This is a genomic window from Streptohalobacillus salinus, assembly GCF_003201605.1.
Classification (GTDB): domain Bacteria; phylum Bacillota; class Bacilli; order Bacillales; family Amphibacillaceae; genus Streptohalobacillus; species Streptohalobacillus salinus.
The window spans coordinates 173930-193554 of record NZ_QJJR01000004.1 but is presented as its reverse complement, the minus strand read 5'-3'; the positions used below and the strand labels follow the sequence as shown (position 1 = coordinate 193554).

General features: G+C 40.8%; 20 protein-coding genes and 1 other RNA gene. 5 read left to right on the top strand and 16 right to left on the bottom strand.

The genetic code is table 11. The features are described 5' to 3' along the window. Positions 1 to 275 precede the first annotated feature (275 nt). Both msrA and corA read right to left on the bottom strand, forming a co-directional pair. A complete protein-coding gene (msrA, locus tag DES38_RS05370; RefSeq protein WP_110251070.1) occupies positions 276 to 1235 on the bottom strand; it encodes a peptide-methionine (S)-S-oxide reductase MsrA in 960 nt (319 codons plus the stop codon). A gap of 206 nt (positions 1236 to 1441) precedes the next feature. Then, complete coding sequence (corA, locus tag DES38_RS05365; RefSeq protein WP_110251069.1) at positions 1442 to 2500, bottom strand: magnesium/cobalt transporter CorA; 1059 nt, start codon at positions 2498 to 2500, stop codon at positions 1442 to 1444. A gap of 195 nt (positions 2501 to 2695) precedes the next feature. On the opposite strand from corA, the gene DES38_RS05360 reads away from it, so the two are divergent. After that, entirely contained in the window at positions 2696 to 3223 is a 528-nt protein-coding gene (locus DES38_RS05360) for a hypothetical protein (RefSeq protein WP_146206355.1), read from the top strand. A 135-nt stretch (positions 3224 to 3358) separates the two neighbouring features. Here the strand turns inward: DES38_RS05360 and DES38_RS05355 are convergent, their stop codons facing one another. From DES38_RS05355 to DES38_RS05325, 7 genes are all read right to left on the bottom strand, one after another. Further along, positions 3359 to 3607: a DUF2584 family protein gene (locus DES38_RS05355; protein ID WP_110251067.1), complete on the bottom strand. Its 249-nt coding sequence runs from the start codon at positions 3605 to 3607 to the stop codon at positions 3359 to 3361. Positions 3608 to 3637: 30 nt separating this feature from the next. Continuing rightward, complete coding sequence (locus DES38_RS05350; RefSeq protein WP_110251066.1) at positions 3638 to 6742, bottom strand: AAA family ATPase; 3105 nt, start codon at positions 6740 to 6742, stop codon at positions 3638 to 3640. Position 6743: 1 nt separating this feature from the next. Beyond that, positions 6744 to 7892 (bottom strand): exonuclease SbcCD subunit D, encoded by a 1149-nt coding sequence (locus DES38_RS05345; RefSeq protein WP_110251065.1) that lies wholly within the window; start codon positions 7890 to 7892, stop codon positions 6744 to 6746. Between the two features lie 62 nt (positions 7893 to 7954). Beyond that, positions 7955 to 8179 (bottom strand): YozE family protein, encoded by a 225-nt coding sequence (locus tag DES38_RS05340; protein ID WP_110251064.1) that lies wholly within the window; start codon positions 8177 to 8179, stop codon positions 7955 to 7957. Beyond that, positions 8179 to 8676: a dihydrofolate reductase gene (locus tag DES38_RS05335; protein WP_110251063.1), complete on the bottom strand. Its 498-nt coding sequence runs from the start codon at positions 8674 to 8676 to the stop codon at positions 8179 to 8181. The genes DES38_RS05340 and DES38_RS05335 overlap by 1 nt, the downstream gene beginning before the upstream one ends. A 13-nt stretch (positions 8677 to 8689) precedes the next feature. Then, complete coding sequence (locus tag DES38_RS05330; protein WP_110251062.1) at positions 8690 to 9649, bottom strand: thymidylate synthase; 960 nt, start codon at positions 9647 to 9649, stop codon at positions 8690 to 8692. 55 nt (positions 9650 to 9704) lie between these two features. Continuing rightward, positions 9705 to 10280, bottom strand: coding sequence for an HD domain-containing protein (locus DES38_RS05325; RefSeq protein ID WP_170114342.1), 576 nt, complete (start codon positions 10278 to 10280; stop codon positions 9705 to 9707). A gap of 212 nt (positions 10281 to 10492) precedes the next feature. Here DES38_RS05325 and DES38_RS05320 point away from each other — a divergent pair, with 212 nt between their 5' ends. Further along, a complete protein-coding gene (locus tag DES38_RS05320) occupies positions 10493 to 10693 on the top strand; it encodes a cold-shock protein (RefSeq protein WP_110251060.1) in 201 nt (66 codons plus the stop codon). Positions 10694 to 10767: 74 nt separating this feature from the next. Further along, positions 10768 to 11181, top strand: a complete 414-nt coding sequence (locus DES38_RS05315) for a ribonuclease HI family protein (protein ID WP_110251059.1) — start codon at positions 10768 to 10770, stop codon at positions 11179 to 11181. Here the strand turns inward: DES38_RS05315 and DES38_RS05310 are convergent. From DES38_RS05310 to DES38_RS05280, 7 genes are all read right to left on the bottom strand, one after another. Further along, the gene (locus tag DES38_RS05310) at positions 11165 to 11425 is read right to left on the bottom strand and encodes a DUF6123 family protein (RefSeq protein WP_110251058.1); all 261 of its coding nucleotides are present in this window, start codon (positions 11423 to 11425) and stop codon (positions 11165 to 11167) included. The genes DES38_RS05315 and DES38_RS05310 overlap by 17 nt on opposite strands. A gap of 154 nt (positions 11426 to 11579) precedes the next feature. Continuing rightward, positions 11580 to 13067, bottom strand: coding sequence for a carboxypeptidase M32 (locus tag DES38_RS05305; RefSeq protein WP_110251057.1), 1488 nt, complete (start codon positions 13065 to 13067; stop codon positions 11580 to 11582). Positions 13068 to 13078: 11 nt separating this feature from the next. Next, on the bottom strand, positions 13079 to 14212 hold the full coding sequence (locus tag DES38_RS05300) for a THUMP domain-containing class I SAM-dependent RNA methyltransferase (RefSeq protein WP_110251056.1): 1134 nt from the start codon (positions 14210 to 14212) through the stop codon (positions 13079 to 13081). A 100-nt stretch (positions 14213 to 14312) separates the two neighbouring features. Continuing rightward, positions 14313 to 14702: RNase P RNA component class B (gene rnpB, locus DES38_RS05295), an RNA gene on the bottom strand. 78 nt (positions 14703 to 14780) lie between these two features. Beyond that, complete coding sequence (gene gpsB, locus DES38_RS05290) at positions 14781 to 15086, bottom strand: cell division regulator GpsB (RefSeq protein WP_110251055.1); 306 nt, start codon at positions 15084 to 15086, stop codon at positions 14781 to 14783. 142 nt (positions 15087 to 15228) lie between these two features. After that, a complete protein-coding gene (locus DES38_RS05285; protein ID WP_110251054.1) occupies positions 15229 to 15771 on the bottom strand; it encodes an SLOG family protein in 543 nt (180 codons plus the stop codon). Positions 15772 to 15777: 6 nt separating this feature from the next. Then, positions 15778 to 16137, bottom strand: a complete 360-nt coding sequence (locus tag DES38_RS05280) for a DUF1798 family protein (RefSeq protein ID WP_110251053.1) — start codon at positions 16135 to 16137, stop codon at positions 15778 to 15780. A gap of 197 nt (positions 16138 to 16334) precedes the next feature. On the opposite strand from DES38_RS05280, the gene recU reads away from it, so the two are divergent. Together recU and DES38_RS05270 are read left to right on the top strand one after the other, a co-directional pair. After that, positions 16335 to 16937, top strand: coding sequence for a Holliday junction resolvase RecU (gene recU, locus DES38_RS05275; RefSeq protein WP_110251052.1), 603 nt, complete (start codon positions 16335 to 16337; stop codon positions 16935 to 16937). 2 nt (positions 16938 to 16939) lie between these two features. Next, positions 16940 to 19438, top strand: a complete 2499-nt coding sequence (locus DES38_RS05270; RefSeq protein ID WP_110251051.1) for a PBP1A family penicillin-binding protein — start codon at positions 16940 to 16942, stop codon at positions 19436 to 19438. The last annotated feature ends 187 nt before the right edge of the window (positions 19439 to 19625 follow it).

The window sequence follows — 19625 nt, the reverse complement described above, 5'->3', positions numbered from 1 at the left end:
AAGCTCACCTTGCGAAACTGCTGTAAATTCCTTAAACGTCATCATATGAATCCACAATCAACACATTGATTTTTTCAGCAACACGTTCAATATGAGTATCATTCAAATTATGAGAGAGCACCTTTTTCCTAATGAATGCCTGATCTCATTCATTAACAGGAGGGTGCTCTCACTACTTTGATATTAAACCGATGAACCACTGCTCACATGGAGGCGAGTGAGTTAGACTTTATTTGACGCTCATCTATCTTTGATAATCATCGGTATGCATTCAACTATTCTTTATTAAACAGATGGAGATACTCACCGTAACCCTCTGCTTCTAAATCTTCTTTCTTAATGAATTTTAGCGCAGCTGAATTCATACAGTAACGCGCCCCTCCCGTTTCTTTTGGTCCATCATCAAAGACATGACCTAAATGGGCATCTGATGTTTTTGTACGCACTTCAATTCGGCGCATGCCGTGCCGAGTATCCATTTTTTCTTCTAACTCATTGGCCTGGATGGGTTTTGTGAAACTTGGCCAACCACAACCCGCATCATATTGGTCGGTTGAAGAGAATAGTGCTTCGCCACTAATCGGATCGACATAAATACCTGCAGCAGTATTATCATGATAGGCATTCTTAAACGGTGGTTCTGTTCCTTCTTCTTTCATCACATGATAGCTCATTGGCGAGAGGATCTTCTTTAACTCCGCGTCACTGTATTGTTTTTTCCACGTGTCACGAATAAAAGCTTCTCGTCCAGAGCCTTTTTTATAAAGACGGTAGTGAAAACCATTTTTCTTGTAGTAATCTTGATGTTTATCTTCAGCCGGATAAAACGGCTTTGCTGGTAAAATACGCGTTTTTACTGACGCTGTAAACGGACCTTCTTCATCAAGTTGTTGCTTTGATGCTTCGGCCAACTGTTTTTGTTCATCGTTATGGTAAAAAATCGCGGTGCGATAAGAATCGCCCCGATCATGGAACTGACCTCCATCATCCGTAGGATCAATCTGTTGCCAAAACAAGCGTAGTAACTTTTCATATGGAAAGATCGCTGGGTCATAAGTGATCTGGACCGCTTCAACATGGCCCGTCTTGTTGGAACAGACTTGTTCATAGGTTGGATTCGGTAAATCGCCCCCTGTGTAACCTGAAACAACGTCAATAATACCTGGTTGTTCGTCAAATGGCTCGACCATACACCAGAAACAACCACCTGCGAATGTTGCAATTTGTTCTGTCATTGTCATCCCTCCTATCTCTCATTTTACTGAATATTTGTGTTAATACCAACCAATACACTCAGAGAAACAAAAAACATCGATGTCACGCAATACCTCTTCACTCCCTAGACAACTGCTCAACATCTCTAGCTAGGCATTTCCATGGAATGGTTTTGCTTGAAATCTCTGTTTTTAAACCCAATGACCCAAGCATCACCTGTTTATTATCACCATTTTTTCCGTTTAAAATAACTCAGCATACCAAAAGCGATCGCACCACAAACGATGACAAAGACATAAATCCCATAAGGGCTCCTCAGCCCAGGAAAATGAGTAAAGTTCATTCCAAATATGCCCGCTAAAAAAGATAGTGGGATAAAGATGACAGAAAATGTGGTCAAGGTCATCATTGTTTTGTTAAGTTCATTACTGACTTTTGCCATTTGCATCTCGTAAAGCGAATTAATCATCTCTCGATGAGACTTAAGCGAATCGCTGATTTGGCTTAGGTGATCAATCACATCCGCATAATAAGGAATGCTCTCTTTTTTGAAATAAGGATTCTCAGTTTTGGTGAAATTATAGATTGCGTCTTTGATCGGTGTAACCGCATTAACCATATATAAAAGTTCTTTTCTCAGTCTGTAGATCTCACTCATATCCGGTTCGTTTTCTTCAAGCGCGCTTAGTTCCACATCATTAAACGCTGCATAGGACGTGTTAACTACTGGGTAGTAGTGGTCCGTAAGTACATCAATAAGCGTATAAAACAGAAAATCGACGCCCAATTCCCTGGTGCGTTCATTGCCCTCTTTAAGTCTTTTTCTAACCGTATCAAAAACATCACCAGGTAGCTCTTGAAAAGAGAGGAGTAAATTCTCTTTAAGAAAAATCGAGATGTGTTCATGTTTTACTTCATCACCCGCAAGATAAATCATCTTGAATATGGAAAACAGATAATCCTCTTTGATTTCGATCTTGCTGCGCTGGGAGACGTGCACCACATCTTCAAGATCCATATCATGAATTTGAAATTTTTCGCCAATTTCTCGAATCAAATCGATATCATGAAGACCTGTGATATTAATCCAATATTTTTTATCTTTGATAATAAGTTCATCCAAACTTGCCAGTTGTTTTTTAACATAATGATCCTGATCATATTCGATGACGTCAATTTGAACATTGACATCATTATGTGGACCTCGATAACTAAGTGTGCCTGGTGGTTCTCCTATTGTTGCTTTCTTATGTGCGCTTAATTTAAATGGGTCTTTGAGATGCACGGGCTACCTCCTTGATTATGTATTTACTCCTTTATCTTACATGATTTGATCCGGAATAACTAGAACTGAAAACCGTGATGTCACGAAACACAACGCATAAGTGTAAAATGATTAGAAAGTTATGTTAAACTTATCTAAACAGGATTTATACTCTGACCCTAAGGAAGCAAACCACCATAAAAGCGAGGCGATTATTTGAAAAACCTATTAGTGTGTATCGGCTTCATTTTATTCTTAGTCGGATGCACCGATGTGAGAGAAGCAGATCAACCAGATGCGAGTATGAGCTTAGAAGAACAGATAAAAACAGTTATGAACCAACATGACTACCCGCCGCACACGATCATTAATTATCAAATTAAACACGATTATATTTATGTGTTTACCGACGTGAATCACGCATTAAACGTTGCCGTACTTGAGTATGCCTCGGATCAAGTCGAATGGATTATGGGTTATGATTCGATTAGTAAAATGTCAATTCTAGATCCAGCATATGATGATATGCCCGTGCTCACGGTTATAAAAACAGATGATCCGGCTATAACTGTTGTTGAAGTACTAGGTGAACCTGCGTTTGCCTTTCAATCCTTTGAAACCGTTACCGATGATTACAGAATCGGTGCCAAGTACTGGATTCACTTTACAGAGATGAAGCAAGCATACGTAGATTTCGAAAACCAAAACCTTCCCGTTCATTCCGTTGAATTGTTTTATGATTAAACATAGCTCTAATACCAGCCTCTCCATCTGAGAAAACATCAAAAAGACCCGTGCGCTTACCTTTCAAGCACGGGTCTTTTATGCAAAATCATTTATAAACGTTGAGATATAGGTTTAACAACGACTAACTTAATACTAATTCACACTATAAAGTGACAACAATTGATAAATAATAATCGTCTCACCATCACGCCAGGTTAATTCTTTAATTTCTCCAAAACCAATTTGATCAGACGTTTGATGGCGTCTAATTTCAATCCGATCATTGATTGGGTGTAGGCGATAACCATCCAATGTTAAAACAAAACGATTGTCTGAATCGCCCACTCGTTTTTCTTTTCCTTCGGTAATTAATGCCCATTCTAACGTTAATGGCATTGACATCAGTCATCCCTCATTTCATTTGTAATCCATTTAAACACGAAAAGCTGCATGTGAGCCTTGCGGTGATGTTTCTATCACTAGTTTAGCATATATTTCTTCTTTTAGCTGAGGAACATGTGAAATAATCCCTAAAATTCGGTCGTTTTGTTGCAACCCTTTTAACGTGTTGATGGCTTGATCAAGCGACACCTCATCAAGTGTACCAAACCCTTCATCAATAAACAGCGTATCAAGCTGTATGCCACCAGCGTGTTCTTGGACGACATCGGCCATTCCTAGTGCTAAACTAAGTGATGCTTTAAAGCCCTCGCCCCCAGACAGGGTCTTTACTGAGCGAACTTTTGAGGTATGGAAATCAATCACTTCTAAATCAAGTCCACTTTGCGCCCCGCGTTTAGCAACATCTGCACTCCGCTTTAGTTGGTAGCGATGATCGGTCAAATCATTGAGGCGACTGTTTGCCTTAATAATTATCTCGTCAAGAAAGGCTGACAATACATAGCGTTCAAATGATAGTTTTAAATGATTATCCCCTCGACTAAGACTGCTTAGATGTTCATAATCTTGATAGGTCTTAAGTTCAAGCGCGCGTTCTTTTAATAAATCGGTAATCTCTTGGTGTAGCTTTAAAAGATGCTTGGTCTCTGATTGAAGCGTTACATGCTGATCCCGGAGCGCTTGATGCTGGTCACGTTGCTGTTTTAGTGCATTACGTTTGGCCTCAAGGTCAGGGCGGACTTGTTCGTGCAGCTTTTCTTCTAGCTGTTTGAGCCTAGCTTTTACTTGATTGAATGTTTGCTCATAGTCATCAATCTCCGTTTGAATCGCTTCAATTTCTTCGTCTGTTAACTTCGCTAAGACATAGTCATTATGGTGCTGAAAATTTAACCGCTGTTGTTCTCTCTTAAAAGCGGCCTCTGCTTCCTTGTATTTAAGTGAAAGTGTCCGAAGAAATTCCTCTGCAGCCGTTAATTTTGTTTCGCTATTACTGTAGCGCTCATTTAATGTTTGTACAGCTTTCTCAGCTTGAGTAAGTTGTTCAAAGAAATGTGTCAATGCTGCTTCTTTTTCAACAAGTGTCTGCTTAAATGCTGTAAAGCTAAGAGACGTCTTTGGTAACTTTGATTCTTTTTCTTCAATCACCGCACTTAAGCGATCGCACTTACTCATCGCAGTTTGCCGCTGTTCTGCCTGCTGTTGTTGGACTTTCGTAACCCGATCCAATTCGTTTTTGAGGCTGTCTTGTTGATTAATTTCAGCGTTAAGCGCTTGTTTTTTCGCTTGTTTTTCCTGATATTTCTTCGTTAACTCGTCATGGGTTGCTTTTGTTGTTGAAATGGCTGTGGTTAAATCAACGTGTGTTGTATCTTCAGGTAATTGAAGCATCTCAAAGTAATGATTCACAAGCTGTCGTTTGGCCTCACCGGCTGCTTTTTTATCTAAAAGTAACCCTTCTTGTGCTTTCAATTGTTCAATCGCTTGCTCTTTTTCTTCGGTCAGCTTTGCTAAAGCTTCATCTGAGACCGACGCTTCGGCCGCTGTTGCTAAGGCGGGATGTGATGTTGACCCACAAACAGGGCATGGCTCATCCGCTTGCAGTGCTGTCGCTAGATGGTACGCTTGATTCTCATGCCACAATCGGAGGGCTTTCGCTTCTTTTTCAGTCGCTGCTTTCACCGCCACTTCTAATTGATTGTACGTGAGTTTTAGTCGTTTATACTCAGCGATTAATTGCTCGAGTAATTGGTAGGCTGATGCTGCTTGCTCCAACGACTTCATGCGCTCATTCTGTTGATTCATTTCCCCGTTCAAGGTATATAATTGCTCATTAACCGGATCGAGCGCGCTTCGCGCCTGATCAATTGCGGTTTGTTTTTTACGGGCTTTGTCTTCTTCCTTTTTCGTTTCATTGATTGCCGTTTCTAACGTTTTTAAGCGCTGCTGTTCAGTTCGTAACGTTTCTTTTAACGCTTCAACGGTTTCCCACTCCGTTAATTGCTCTTCTTCACGCTTTAATTGCTCGCGTTCTGTTTGTTTTTCTTCTGTTTTAGCTTCCAATGTTTTTAAGTGTGTGCGTTTTTCTGTTAGATGTTGCTTTAATTGTTTGACGTCTTGCTCAATCAAAGTCACTGCGTCGCTTTGGTCCTTAACCTCGTTGTGTCGTATCGTTACCTGTTGTTCATAAGGAACTAGTTCACGTGCTTGTTTCGCTCGTATTAATTGCCGCTTCTTTTCTTCTTGACTAGTTTTCATCTCCAAGAGATGGGCTTCTTTTTCTTTATGGGCGTCTAGTTCTTCAAATAGTTGATGCCGTTGTTCTGCTTCCGATAAACGACCTTCCGCCTTGGCAATGCTCTGCTTCTCGACAGCGATTTCATCATCGAGCTGCTTCACTCGTTTCTGTTTCGTGTCGATTTGTGCTACGAGTTCCGTTTGCAAGGCTTGATCGGTCGACGCGGTAATCATCTCCTCAGAAAATCCAGCCGCTTTAAACAGATAAGCAAGCTCATGCTTAAACTGGTCAAGCCGCTCTTTTTGTTGTTTCGTTTCATTTTTTAACCATTCCTGCAAATCACGGTACATATACGTTTTAAAGATCTTTTGTAAGATGGCTTCGCGTTCAGAACTATTCTCACTGATTAACCGGCGAAACTCACCTTGCGGAATCATAATCATTTTTAAAAACTGATGGTAGTCTAAGCCAATCAATGTTTCGATTTTTTCATTGACATCTTTAATCTTAGACTCCAATAAGACCTCTTCGCCGTTTTCGTCATAGGTCAACAATGTCGCTTGGGTCGGTTCTTCTTTTAAACCTTCTCCCCGTGTCTTCGGCAACCATTGCTTCGGACTCCTGGTCACTGTATAACGCTGATTCTTTAAGCGAAAGGTAAAGGAAACATAGGTTTTTGTATCGACGCCACTAAAGTCTGAGCGCAGCGTGTCATGATCACGGTCTTCACCACTGGCGCGTCCATATAAACCATAAGTAATCGCATCAAAAATCGTTGTCTTTCCCCCGCCCGTTGGTCCCGTAATCAAGAATATCGATTCTTGACCAAGCAACTGAAAGTCTAGCGTCTGTTTGTCTTTGTATGGACCAAATGCCTGCATGGTTAACGATAAAACGCGCATCTTATTCGCCCCTTTCTTTATCAGCGAGTGCTTGAATGGCTTGGTCGATAATGGCTTGTCGCTCTTCTGTCAATGGTTCGCCGATCATATCTTGATAAAAGCGCGAAAATAAGGCGCGCTTCGATAACGTTTGTTTTGCGCGCATATCGGCCAATTGATCAAGCTGCCGATCACTTTTCGGTCTTATCTGTTCAAGTCTTAGGACATTGGGGAACTTCTTTCTTAGCTCACTCATCACATCCAATACTTCAGCGTCATCAAACAAGCGGACCAATAGATAGTCGTCGGATGCCGGTTCTTCAGCCATCAATTCTTCAAAGAGACCTTCAATGATACGTAAATCCCGGCGTGGGCTAAATGGTAGCCGACGTATCGACACCTTGCCTTTTTCCAGTAGTTCAACAAGCACCGCTGACTTTTTATGATTTGCTTCAGAAAAGGAATACTTCATTAATGAGCCACTATACTGAATATGGTCATGTTTCACCTTCTGTGGTTGGTGCAAATGCCCAAGCGCCACATAATCAAAAGCTTTGAATAAGTCAGCATCAACATAAGGTGAACCACCCACCATCGATAACCGATCTTCTGAATCTGACTCCATCCCACCTGCCATAAACGTATGCGCCAGGACGACGTGCCGCTCATTATCATCGATGCTTGATTCAATTTGTTCAATCACTTTTTCAGTTGCTTGCTGGTGGGTGACGATCCGCTCATCAAGAAACCATTGGTTCACTTCTTCCGGTTCAAAGTAAGGAATCAAATGGAAGGTCACAGGTCCGTATTGATCGTAAAAAGTTAGCGCTTCGACGTCTTTTTTTAACTTTGTTTCGATATACAATTGATTTTCTTTAAATAATTGATGACCGAACTGTAACCGGTCTGGGCTGTCATGATTGCCTGAGGTGATTAAGACTGGCAATTGAAAATCTTTAACAAGCCTGGTCAGGGTTTGGTCAAGTAAATCGACAGCTTCTTTTGGCGGAATCGATCGGTCATAAATATCACCTGGAATAATTAATAGATCCGGCTGTTCTGTTTCAATCATGGTAAATAATTGGTTTAGTTGCTCGCGTTGGTCAGCCGTCATATGCACGGCATTAACAATTTTACCTAAGTGCCAATCTGCGGTATGTAAAATTTTCATCACTACACCTCATTTTTCGATTGAAAAAGAGCCCAAACAGTTGGTTTAAGCTCTTTGTCTTGCTATTTTTCGCGTTGTTCTAAATAATCTGACCATAACTCGTCAAAGGTAACAATCGCTCGGTTAAACGGAATGTTCCATTCTAAATAACGACTAATCTCGTCGTAATCTGAAGATGTCTTTGGAAAGTCATGGTCTTGAAACATCCAGTCGGCCAGTTCGCGTTCATCGGACTTTTGCTTTAAACCTCTGTAACGCATCATATATGGATAGAAAGCTTGTACCATCAGTTAGTTTCCTCATTTCGGTCGTATTGAATGAAATAGTAATCATATGGATTGGCAGCATTCTTCAGCCCTTTCTCACGGGCCGTTTCAGTAAACGACGCGTGACGGTAATCGGGGAAATAGGTGTCCCCGTTAAAGGCATGATCAATGTAGGTAATATACAGGCGATCGGCTGCCGGTAAGAATCGTTGATATATTTCTCCACCACCGATAATCATGACTTCATCATCCCGTCTCTTTAACTCCTCAATCAGGCGATCAACATCATGTTCAACCCGACACCCCTCTGCTTGGTAATCTTGATTGCGGGTAACAATAATATGATCACGCTTCGGCAACGGACCGTTAAAACTTTCAAACGTCTTTCGTCCCATTACAATCGTTTTATTTAAGGTCATCTCTTTAAAAAACTGTAAATCAAGTGGAAGTGACCACGGCATCCAATTATCTTTACCGATCACAAAATCTTTACCGTGGGCAGCAATCATCGCTATCATGTTCGTGTCCTCCTTAGACCGCAATCGGTGCTTTGATGGGTGGGTGTGATTGATAACCCTCAATCTTAAGGTCTGCCAATTCCACATCAAAAATCGATCCGAGTTGTTCATTGATTTTTAAGGTCGGTAGCTCATACATCTGTCGACGTAATTGTTCGTTGACTTGGGTCTCGTGGTTGCTGTAGATATGTGCATCACCGAGGGTATGAATAAATTCACCAACCTCAAGACCGACTTCTTTTGCCATCAAGTGGGTAAGTAAGGCATAACTTGCAATATTAAACGGCACACCAAGGAAGATATCAGCGCTGCGTTGATACAATTGACACGATAACTTCCCATCAGCAACATAAAACTGAAACAAAGCGTGACAAGGCGGTAAGGCCATGTTTGAGGGGATGTCCTCCGGATTCCAGGCGGTTACTAAATGGCGCCGCGAGTCTGGACTTGTTTTCAATGATGCAATCACATCGCTCAGTTGGTCAATCGTCTCGCCACGTGAGGTTTCCCAGTGCCGCCACTGTTTTCCGTAAACTGGACCCAAGTCACCAAATTCGGCCGCAAATTGATCATCGGTCAATATTTGTTCTTTAAAGCGCGTCATTGCCGCTTGATAGGCTGCTTTAAATGAATCATCCACTAATTGACGCCGGCCAAAATCAGTCATGTCTGGTCCGCGGTAACTAGCACTCTCGACCCAACGTTTAAATGCCCATTCATTCCAGATGTTATTATTATTTTCGAGTAAATAACGAATATTCGTGTCACCGCGTAAAAACCAAATTAATTCGGAAGCAATTAAGTTGAAATTGATTTTTTTGGTCGTTAGTAGCGGGAAACCTTCTTGTAAATCAAAGCGCATTTGGTAGCCAAACACTGACATGGTCCCGGTGCCGGTACGATCACTTTTGCGATGGCCCTTAGCGAGCACGTGTTGGCATAAATCTAAGTACTGTTGTTCATTAACTGTCATGGCTTGTTCCTCCTAGTGATACTTATAACGGGGTGATATTTCTCATGTGATGTAGTTATAAGCTTGTTTCTTGTTCATATGCATCATAAAACGCATGCATGACTTCATCGCGTGTGGTAGCGAGTTGCTTAGCGTAGGAAGTATTTAACAAGGCTTTAATTTTAAATAATTTGTCATGAAAGTGTTGCATCGTTTCGGTTATTGGTCGGCCTTTAGCTTGGCCGTATGTAAGCGTTCGAATAATGCCTATTGCACCAATCGCATCGAGGCGATCGGCATCTTGCACAACTTTCGCAAGCGTTGTTGCTGCACACATTCCTTTACTAAAAGAAACGGAATCAATCGCGTCAACCATGCGCGTGATTGTCTGTTGATCAAAGCCTTGTTCTGCTAAAAAAGCTACCAATCGCTGTTGTTCTCGGCTAGGGTCTTCGGTTAATTTATGATCGTATACATCATGGACCAGTCCAATAATTTCAGCTAAGAAAGGCTCACTTGCTTCTTTTTCTGCCAGCTCCCGACTTAACCGACTTACCCGAACCATGTGGGCAAAATCATGACCTGTTTCATCCGTTAAAAACTCATTTTTCACCCATGCTCGTACCTTTTCTAGTACCAGACGTTCATTCATCTGTCTTCTCCCCTTGTTAGCTTTCCTTGACGTCATAAATAATTTAAGCTATCATTTTTAGCAACTAATCAGAATGATTTCAACCCGTTACTTCGCTTCAAAATAACACCTAAATTCTTGCGATAATAATAGTTCAGTTTGGTTTATTTTAAAGGTTTACCTGCTTAAATTCAAGCAATAGATAATTCAGATAGAGAGAGAGCGTGAATAACATGCAAACAGGAAAAGTAAAGTGGTTCAATAGCGACAAGGGCTATGGATTTATTGAAGCAGATGATGGCCAAGAGTTGTTCGTTCATTATACAGCCATTCAAGAAGAAGGTTTTAAAGCCTTGGACGAAGGACAAATGGTGTCGTTTCAAATCATTGAAAGCCATCGTGGCCTTGAGGCCATTAACGTTTCAAAAAATTAATCTAGGCAGAGTTTTATCTCTGCGACATATATTAAGGTAGATTAATCATCTTATACGGAAAGATGGTGGAATAAATGATTGAATTATACACTGATGGTGCGTCAATGGGTCTAAGCGGACCGAGTGGACTCGGTTTTGTTGCTAAAAATAAGCAATTCTGTTTAGAAGGCTACCGCTACATGCCTCGCTTAACAAACCATGAAGCGGAGTTTCATGCCTTATTGTTCGCGCTTGAAGCCTTACCATTAGACACTAATGGGGAGATTCTCTCAATTCGCTCCGACTCTAAAATACTTGTCGATACGATTGAGAAGGCGTACACGAGAAACCCTCGTTTTTTAACCATATATCAAGCGATTGAACGTCACCTCGACAGCTATGCCCATGTTTTTATCAAATGGATTCCTGACATGAAAAATAAACGTGCAGATCAACTGGCACGCTTAGGACTACACACAAAATCCGAAAAAATCACGTCATGTTCTTAACGGTTAGTAGCCGTTTTGCCTCATGACGATTTTTTATTTCATGTTCATGGAATAACTCAAGTAAACTAATGTAAAAGGAACCATCAAATTGACGTTTTAACCGCAAGGTGGTTTCAATCGCGAAGCTGACACACCAGTCATCAGCATTGGTTAATTTCTTGCCAAAATATATAAACCGGATATCTTCATCTGGTAACTTAAATCCTTTTACCCATAACGTTTCAAGATAATCAACAAGCGTCACCAACTGATCCCTCTTTTCTGCACGTCTTTTTTATAGTATACCTTAAGAAGAAAGATAAAGAAAGCAAAAAGGAACAAACGTTCCTAATCACTTTCTTAATCATTCAATGATTGCAACTTTGGGGCACCCTTTAAAAATAGATTTCTTTATACATTTACTTGATCTGATAAATATCAGTGTATTTATCCGTTAAATAGTGGATTAAATAATCAGGGTTTAATCCTTCTCCCGTCATATCTTCTATTAATTCTAACGGCTTTTTCATCTTACCATGACGATGAACATGTTCAGTCAACCATTCACGAATTGGTGAATAGTCCCCCATTTTAATCATCATTGGCATGTGGATATCCGTCTCAATGCGTTTATATATTTGTGCCGCATACATATAACCTAATAAATAAGTTGGGAAGTAGCCGAAATCTCCAGCTGCCCAGTGAATATCTTGTAAGACGCCGTCAATATCCTGATCCGGGCGTATGCCTAAGTAAGCCTCCATTTTATCATTCCACGCCTTTGGTAATTCCTGCACCGTTAGCGAACCATCAATTAATTCCTTTTCAAGTTCATAACGTAAAATAATATGCATTGCATAGGTGAGTTCATCAGCTTCAATGCGAATAAAGCTCGGTTTAACCTCGTTAACCGCCCGGTAAAAGCTTTGCTTCTCCAACGTTTGAAACGCTGCAGGGGCATGACTTAAGAAGTGCTTAAACTGACTATCCCAAAAATCATTCGAGCGACCAATAAAGTTTTCCCAGAACAACGATTGTGACTCATGAATACCCATCGATGCACCATCGGCAAGGACGGTGTGGTGGAGCGCTTCATCAAAGTTTTGTTCGTAAAGGGCATGACCACCTTCATGGATGGTACCAAACAAGGCCGTTCTAAAATCACGCTCATCATAACGGGTGGTGACGCGGACGTCAAACGGATGAATCCCAATCGCAAAGGGATGAATCGTCTCATCAAGTCGACCTTTATCAAAATCAAAGCCCATGCGATCTAAAATAGATAGTGCGAATGCTTTTTGATCATCTTTAGGAAAATGATGCAAGATTTGTTGAACATCCACATCCACCGCTTGGTCTTCAATCGCTTTTATTAGCGGCACAAGTGCGTCTTTTAATGTTTCAAAGACAGGGTCTAAAATTGCTGTCGTAAGGCCCGGTTCATAACTGTTTAATAAACCATCATACAAATGCCCTTCATAGCCCCAGTAGTGACTAAATGACTTGTTATAAGCAATCAACTGTTCTAGGTAAGGGGCGAGCATCTCAAAGTCATTCGCTTCTCTTGCCTCTTGCCAAGCCGCTTCTGATTTTGCTTGAACAACGACAAACTGGCGGTACTCCGCTTGCGGTATCTTTACATTACGTTGATAGTCTTCTTCTGCAACAGCGATTGCTTTTAGAATTAGTGGATCACTTGTTTGGGTAGGGACGGTCTCAATCATTTCTTTTAAGTCATCTGACGTTTGCATTTGATAGATTTTATCACTTAAAACACCAACGACATCCGTGCGTTCTTCCATCGCCTTTTTTGGGATTTTGGTACGCATGTCCCAAAAGATTAAGTTGAGCGCCTCTTGATAAGCCTTCATTTCTTTCATATAAGCTTTAAATGCTTCGACTGACATGGATTAACCTCCTAACGAATTCGCTTACCAAAGAATTGGTAATAATCGACTTTAATAAAACCATTAAAGAGTTTTCGTTTCTTCGTTGCTTTTCTGCCAAATAATTGCTCAAACTGTTCATGTGAGGTCAAGACATAACTGCTCCACGATCTATTTTTTGCCATGGCTACCCCTAAATCACGATACATTTGTTTCACTTCTTCTTCATCGTTAAGTCGTTCACCGTAAGGTGGGTTCGAAATCAAGTAACCATTATCTTCTCGCGGATAAAAATCAACGGCTTGCATCTGTTTAAAAGTAATCAAATCTGCAAGCCCTGCTTCGATTGCATTTGCTTTAGCAATCTCAATCATCTTCGGATCTAAATCACTGCCAGTAATGTTTAATGGTTGATCATAGTTCGCTAATCGTTCCGCTTCTTCAAATGCCTCATCCCATAGCTTTTGTGGAATAAAATTCCAACCTTCACTTGCAAATTCACGGTTAAAACCTGGAGCAATGTTTTGGCCGATTAAAGCAGCTTCGATTAAAATCGTACCTGACCCGCAAAACAAATCAACGAGTGGGTACTCAGGCCGCCAGTTGGTCAGTTGCACTAACGCTGCCGCTAGTGTTTCTTTAAGCGGTGCTTCACCCTGTCCGACACGATAGCCTCGCTTATGCAAACCATTACCCGACGTGTCTAAGGTCAAAGTTACTTTATCTTTTAAAATTGCGACCTCAATCCGATGTAAAGCACCAGTTTCTGGCATGTTTAACGCGACGCCGTGACGTTGTTTCAACTTCTCTGCGACGGCTTTTTTAACGATCCGTTGACAATCTGGCACACTATAAAGTGTTGATTTAACTGATTTTCCGATGACTGGAAACTGTCCGTCCTCAGAAATATAAGCATCCCAATCTAGCGCTTTTGCGCCTTCAAATAACTGATCAAAGGTTTTGGCATAAAATTCCCCAACAATCACTTTTACCCGGTCTGCTGTTCTTAACCAGAGATTACAGCGAGGAATTGCACTAATATCTGCATCAAAAATAACCTTGCCATTTTCGACAGTTAAATCGGTATAACCTAAATTTTTGACTTCTTGTGCAACGACGGACTCAAGTCCCATCGCAGCTGTTGCTAATAATTTTACCTGTTGCATTGACGTCACCCTTTCTTTTTACCATTACGTACATATAAAAAACCTCCCTCAAACCGATGTCTAAGGAAGGTTGTTTGATCGATAAAGTGACCAATGAATGTTTTATAAGCCATGTTCTGTCCTAGAGCACTACAAACGGTGGTCAGCCTCGTGCCTTAGTGATAATCATCTATCTGCACAATCAAAGATTATGCCCTTGTTTCGGTTCAAATTCCCTAATCAAAGATGCCCCTACCAATATTTGGGTTGCTCACTCGTGGGGTTTACCGCGTTCCACTCAAACGGTTTCCCGTCTGACTACGTCACTGTGGCACTTTCAAGGTATTGTGAGCATATCCGAAGACGTAGCTCAGTTCCCTGCCGTCAGTCTCACCGAGTGAGACTGCCTTGACTTATTTATTCATCAAGCACGAACACTACAAGCATCACAGCTTGTGCGAGCATGGACTTTCCTCTACAAATAAAACATTTGCAGCGATCATCAAAACATTCATTAATTTTTTCGCTAATCTTTATTGTAACATCATTTACACTAAAAATCAGCTACCTTCGTTATCGATAGCGACGATTATTCTGTATATTTTTTACCGAAGACTGCTTTTTCTAAGTTAGAGACGCGCTTTAACATGTCATAATTCACTTGATGATTTGTTGATTGCACACGCGGACGCTGTGGTTGAGAACGATCTTCATCTTTACGTAATCGTTCATTTTCTTCCTTTAATGTTGTAATTTGTTTCATTAATTGTTCATAATCTTGAATGATGACATCTAAAAAGGCATCGACTTCTTCTTGATTGTAGCCGCGCATAGACGTCTTAAATTCTTTGTCTAAAATCTCTTTTGTTGTGAGTTGTGTTGTTAATTTTTCCATGATTGCTTCACCTCTATTTAGCATGTCTAATTACATCTTTATTCTCAATCATTCAATAAACGTTGTTTCCATTATAGCAAACTTTTTGGCTTTAGCTAGCTATATTCAACAATTTCTTTGATCAATCATAACAATCAACTAGTTAAAAGTCTTCTGTTAGCTCTCTGACGACATCATCTAAATCGAGTGGGGTGATAAATTCAAGCATTTGTTTATTGGCTTTTTGATAACGTTTTGCTTCGTCAAGATAGTATTTTACACTGCCAGGATTTATATCATCCACTAATATTAAACTAACATCGCTCTTGTCTAAAAAAAATTTGTTTTTTGCTTTAAATTGGCCTGGGTTTTTGTAATCACCTTGATATAACAGTTGATAATAGTCGACCATCTCCGTCAAGTGCTGATATTTTTCTTGATTCGCCTCGTTCCAGCGTGCATCCTGGTGATCAAACGGGGGAATAATCGCGACTTGAACCTGATAGTCTACCTGTAAATCCAAGACAACCTCAACCGCCCATAATTCAACGCCCAATTGACCACTGGTTAACACCCATTGGCCTCCTTGTTCAATAAACGTGACAATTTTTTGTTTTAAGGCATGTTTAACGTAATCGATCCGTGGGTCACTGTCTTGATGAATGCCCATCTCAAATGATTTATAACCCGTGACTGTCATAATCATAACTGTTTAATATGCCTCCATTTCTTGTTCAATGATGTCCAAAACATAATCAATCGATTTAATCAATTCCTGGTACCTTTTCTCATCTACATCATGATAATAGCTATGCATGATGATTAACTCAAAATTTTCTTTTGTTTGCGCTACTAATGATGGGTGCAGTTTCAATGACTGGTCTTTAATTGCTTCATTAATAATCTTTTCCCATTCATCCACCGCGGCAAAGATCGGCGTGGTTTGTTCTTTGACCTCATAAAAGAAGGCGTGTTTATCGGAACTTGGTTCAATTTGCTTTGTTTTATAAAGAACGACGAGTTTATTTTTCTCGTCATTTAATTGACGTGTTGCTGTTAAACTATTCATCATGACTCACCTACCTATCAATAATGTACCACATTGAGCCATTTTAAGTAAATGATAAACCGAGCGCTTTAATGAGATAAAACGTGCGCCATGGCCTATCTTTCCTCATGGAATGACTGGGGCTTAATTTCTATTTTTTTCGTTTTAGTTCTCACAAGTTATCATTTTCTGATATGATAACGGTATGCGGAGGGACAAACATGAATTATCCAAATGGTAAAAAACATAGTGCAACGAATAAAGAACATCACTTAGTTAAAAAACAAAGTTTTAGTAACCGCGGCATGACCTTAGAAGAGGATATTAATGTGACCAACCAAGTCTTGCATCAACAAAACAAATGTGTGGTCCACAAGAAACCGACGCCTGTTCAAATTGTTAAGGTTGATTATCCAAAACGAAGTGCTGCCGTGATAAAAGAAGCGTATTTTAAACAAGCATCAACGACCGATTATAACGGAGTCTATCGGGGACGTTACATCGATTTCGAGGCAAAAGAAACAAAAAATAAAACAGCCTTTCCCCTTACTAACTTTCACGCCCATCAAATTGAGCATATGCGGGAAGTTGTTGCACATGGTGGCATTAGTTTTGTTATTATTCGTTTCCAACCACATAATCGGACGTTCTTCTTACCCGCGATGAAACTTTTCGCATACTGGGAACGTCAATATAAAGGAGGACGAAAGTCTATCCCTTATCAGGATATCGTTGAACACGGTATCGAAATGCCCACCGGGTATCCTGTGATCGTTAATTATTTATCTGTTATCGATCAGTTGTTTTTTAGAATGGAGGAATAAACATGGCTGATAACAGTCAATCACGTACAGCAAAAAGACAAGCTGAGCAAACAAATAAAAAGCAAGTGAATAAAAAGCATACCTCACGTTTCAAGAAGGTGATGTTAACCATAGTTACCCTAGTATTAATCATTGGATTGTTTGTTGCTGGATTATTTATTTTTTACATTGTTCGGTCTCCTGAACTGGATCCAGACAAGCTAAGTGTTCCTGCATCAACAAAGGTCTATGATCAAAACAATGAACTTTTCGCCGATCTTGGAGAAGAGCAACGAGAAAAAGTCACCTATGAAGAATTGCCTGATTTTCTCATTGATGCCGTTCTAGCAACTGAAGATGTTCGTTATTTTGATCACTTCGGTATTGATTTGAAACGGATTGGTGGCGCAGTCCTTGCCAATATCTCTGATGGTTTTGGCGCAGAGGGTGGAAGTACGATTACCCAACAAGTAATCAAAGGGGCATTTTTGTATCCTGATAAAACATTGGAACGGAAAGTACAAGAACAATGGTTAGCGATCCAATTAGACGCTGCTTATTCAAAAGAAGCAATTTTGGAAATGTATTTAAATCGAATCTTTTACGGCTCGGGTGGTTACGGAATAAAAACAGCTGCGCGCAATTATTTTAATGTCGAAGACCTTAATGAGTTAACCTTGTCTCAAGCAGCACTCCTTGCTGGCCTTCCGCAACGACCATCTGCTTACGATCCAACCGTTAATCCTGATCTTGCTAAAGAACGGATGGAAACTGTCTTAACGCTAATGGTCCGCCACGGAAAAATTACTGAAACCGAAAAAGAAGAAGCATTAAACGTTGAGATTGAAGACATGCTTAATCTGCAGAGCGCCACCCGCACAGCCTATACAGCCTTTCTCGATCAAGTCCGGATTGAACTTGATGAGAAACTCGGCATTGATTTATACAATGATGGCGTTGAAGTATATACAACCTTAGACCCGAACGCTCAAAGCTATGTCGAATATTTATTATCAGAAGAAAGCCCCGTCCAATATCCAGACGAAGAATTGCAATCTGGTTTATCGGTCGTTGATACTAAGACAGGTGCGATTCAAGCGATTGGTGGTGGTAGAGACAGAACTGCCGGTGGGTTTAATATGGCAATTCAAGCTAAACGTCAACCAGGGTCTGCAATCAAACCCGTGTTATCTTACGGTCCTGCCGTTGAATATTTGGACTGGTCGACCTATCACCTGATGAATGATGATCAAGCATACCCAACCCAAGGCTCGTCAGATATTAAAAACGCAGGCAGTCGTTACCGAGGCTGGATTACTTTACGAGATGCCCTCACGCATTCATCAAATGTGGTTGCAGTGAAAACATTTGATGAAGTTGGTCGTTCGAATGCGACTGATTTTGCCGAACAACTCGGTATGCCGATTCCAGCTGATGGTTTAAATATTCGTGACGCCATCGGTGGCTCACAAATGAGTGTCTCTTCTCTTCAAATGGCTGGCGCATATAGCGCTTTTGGAAATGAAGGGCTCTACAATGAACCTTATGCTGTCACCAAAGTGGTTTTTCCTGATGGGCGTGAAGAAACATTAGCTTCAGAACCTATTGTCGCGATGTCTGAAGCAACAGCCTATATGGTGACGGATATGATGAAAAGCGTTGTTAGAAATGGAACCGGCCAATCTGCTGCAGTAAGTGGGTTACCTATCGCAGGTAAGACGGGAACTACAAATGATAATGTCGATAGCTGGTTCGCTGGACTAACGACAAACTACACCATCGCTGTGTGGACAGGTTATCATGAAGATGCAACACGTAGTGTACCTGATACGTCCATTTCACGACAGCTCTTTAAAAATATGATAACTGAGCTATCAAAAAATATTGAAACCTCGGACTTCACTCAGCCAAATTCAGTTGTTAGTGTAGCGATTGAAAAAGGCAGTAACCCTGCCGAACGCCCGAGTGACTTTACACCCGATGATCAAATTGTGACGGAGTTATTCAAAGCAGGAACGGAACCGACTGCCGTATCAGATGCGTATGAGCAGCTTGATCCAGTAGAGAATTTGACAGCTACCTATGATGAAGAAACCGCAACAATTGATGTCACTTGGGAACACGAATCCGAACAAGATGTTGAATACGAAGTCACCTATCAACAAGACGGGAACAACCAGTCAACGACAACTGAAGCGACTAACTATACAATCAATGAAGTGGTCGATGACACCAGTTATACAATTAATGTGACCGTCTTTAGTCAAGAAGATGTAACACTCACAAGTGAAACAAGAACCATTGACTTACAAATACCTGCAAGAGAAGAAGAAGAACCAGACGATGATGAAGTTGAAGAACCTGAACAACCGACCGAAGATGAAGAAGAACCAGATATCGATCAAGATAATGGAAACAATGGGAACGGAAATGGTGCAAATGATGATGAAGAAGAACCTGAAGCACCAATTGATGACGAAGAGCCTGTTGATCCTCCAGATGAGGTCGATGAAGCTGCCTAAATAACAAGCTAAAAAGCGTGGCCTCTTAGTCTAGAGCGCCTCGCTTTTTGTATAAAAAAAGTGTAGATAAGTTCGGTTTGATAGAAGGGCTTTATCGTTTTATCGCGAAAACGAACTGGCGTTGGGACCGATTCGACAAAGTTTCATCACAATCGAACCAATGTCATCGCACATGTTCACCAAATTA